The sequence below is a fragment of the Treponema sp. R6D11 genome, from assembly GCF_054786075.1.
On record NZ_BDHD01000235.1, the window covers coordinates 1 to 2,419 of the forward strand.

Consider the following 2,419-nt stretch of genomic DNA (forward strand, 5'->3'; position numbering starts at 1 on the left):
AAGGCTCATTTGAAATTGTAGATGAAGCTGAAAATGGGCAGGACGGCGTAAATAAAGCAAGAATTTGTAATCCTGATCTTATAACAATGGATTATGAAATGCCTGTAATGAACGGGCTTGACGCTATTGTAGAGATAAGAAAATTCAGCTCTTGCGGCATAGTTGTAATCAGTACCCACGATACCGCAAAGATGGCTTATGAAGCCACTGTTAAGGGAGCGCATGAATTTTTCGCTAAGGATAATTTTACTTCTAAAATGAACGACAGGCAAAGAAGCGAAATATTTAACACTTTAAAACAAATAACAAACATTAAGAAAAAGGAGCCTGCACAGCAAGAAGCTACAGAACATACCGATACCGTTAAAAGAAAAATAAATTGTATCGTTATAGCGTCTTCTACAGGCGGTCCTATGGCTTTATGCCAGTTATTTTCCGCGCTTCCCGCTGATTTTCCGGTTCCAATATTGCTTGTACAGCACAATACGTCGGGATTTGACAAAGGATTTGTACAATGGCTTGACGGTTATTCGCAACTTGACGTAAAACTTGCCGAAGAAGGAATCTACCCTTCCAAAGGCAATGTTTATGTAGCTCCTACGGAAAAACATTTAACCGTAGGAAAAGAAGGTATAGTCTTTAACAACGACGATCCTGTCTGCAATCAAAAACCGTCTGCTGACATTTTATTTAAAAGCGCGGCGGAACATTACGGTAATTCTCTTATCGGCGTAGTTCTTACCGGTATGGGAAATGACGGAGCCGAAGGTATACGTTTTGTTAAAAATTCAGGCGGTATTACTATAGCTCAGAATGAAGCGACTTCCATGATCTTTGGAATGCCGCAGGAGGCAATTGCGACAGGTTGTGTAGACATGGTACTTCCATTAAATGAAATCCCTCAAAAGTTAATAGAATTAACGAGCGGAGAAAGTTAATAATGTCTTATAACACGGCGGTTTTGGATACAACGGTTGAAGTTCCCGCGGAAGTGCTCTCTAACCCAGCCCTGTTATTCTTATATTACCGGATTGAACAAATACTCGGCATAAAAACAGAAAGCGACGCTCTTATTAAGCTAAACGAATACATAGAATTTACCTGCGGCGCTTCGTTTGTCGAAAACCCGGCTGTTTTTGAATATCTTCTTACCTCGCGTGAACAAATATATATTATTTCAAAGTATCTTACCGTTAATGAAACATATTTTTTCAGGGAAGAAGATCATTTTAACCTTCTTTCACAACTTTTGCCGGAATTAATAAAACTTGGACGCCCATTACAAATATGTTCAGCCGCCGTTTCTATCGGTTGTGAAGCTTACAGTATCGCCATGCTTCTTGATTACCACAGAAAAAACGGTCTTAATTTTGACTTTTCAGTTGAAGCCTTTGACGTAAGCGCCGAGTCAATAGAAACTGCAAAAAAAGCCCATTATACATCTAACACTATTCGCTCTGACGGTTCTTCATACAGGCATATTCTTGATTCATACTTGATTCAAGACGGCGATGAATATATAGTACCGGATAACATTCGCAAAAAAGTAAGATTTTTTCATCATAATATCATGCGCGGGCTAGACAAGCAGTATGATATTATTTTTTTTAGAAATTCTTTAATCTATTTTTCTTCTAAAAGCAGAATTTCAGTTCTTAATAATCTTTCTGATTCGCTTTCTAATAACGGACTTTTATTTATCGGCGCTTCGGAAACAGCGTCAATAAAACACCCTCTGCTTGTAAGTAGAAATTTATCAGATGTTTTTTATTTCCAGAAAACAGGAACTCCGTATATTTATGAAAAAACAGGAAATCATTCCTCTTTTACGGAACATCGTAAACATACCGATTATAAACATAAAAAACACGTAAATTCTCCCGCAGAAGAAAAAAAACATTCTTTTCACCCCAAAAATGAAATTTCCGTAAGTTGCGCCGAGATAAATGAAATTCTAAAAAAAGACGATGGTATATCAAACGCTGAAAGAACGATTGACGCGCTTAAAGACAATAACTTGTCTTCTCTTTCGGGAAGCACCCTTGCGGCGTCAGCTATTTATTACTTAAACAAACAAGATTTTGAAAACGCAAATGCGATTATTTCACACCTGGAAAAATATAATTCAAGCGCATTTACAAGATTTTTACGCGGCGAATATTATTTTTTAAACGGCACTTCATCAGAAGCGGAGATATTTTATAACGAATCTTCGGTAAAGGACAAATATTTCTGGCCTGCCTTTTACAGAATCGCCGTTCTTTCCGCCGATGTAAACCCCACAAGATATGAATACAAAATTAAAAAAACTATTGAAAGCATTAAACATTTACAAAATCTGGAACCAGATAATGAACGTAATTATGAATGTTTTATGGGAGGGTTTTCACCGGATTATTTTTGCAGGATTCTTGAAAGA

Annotated in this window: 2 protein-coding genes; both read left to right on the forward strand. The window is 37.2% G+C overall.

Features of this window, described 5'->3' with window-relative positions:
• Positions 1-938, forward strand: a 938-nt coding sequence (locus ACYVTD_RS11650) for a chemotaxis protein CheB (protein ID WP_461247936.1), incomplete at its 5' end; no start/stop codon positions are given.
• A 2-nt stretch (positions 939-940) separates the two neighbouring features.
• A partial coding sequence (locus ACYVTD_RS11655; RefSeq protein ID WP_461247937.1) for a CheR family methyltransferase occupies positions 941-2,419 on the forward strand: 1,479 nt, incomplete at its 3' end.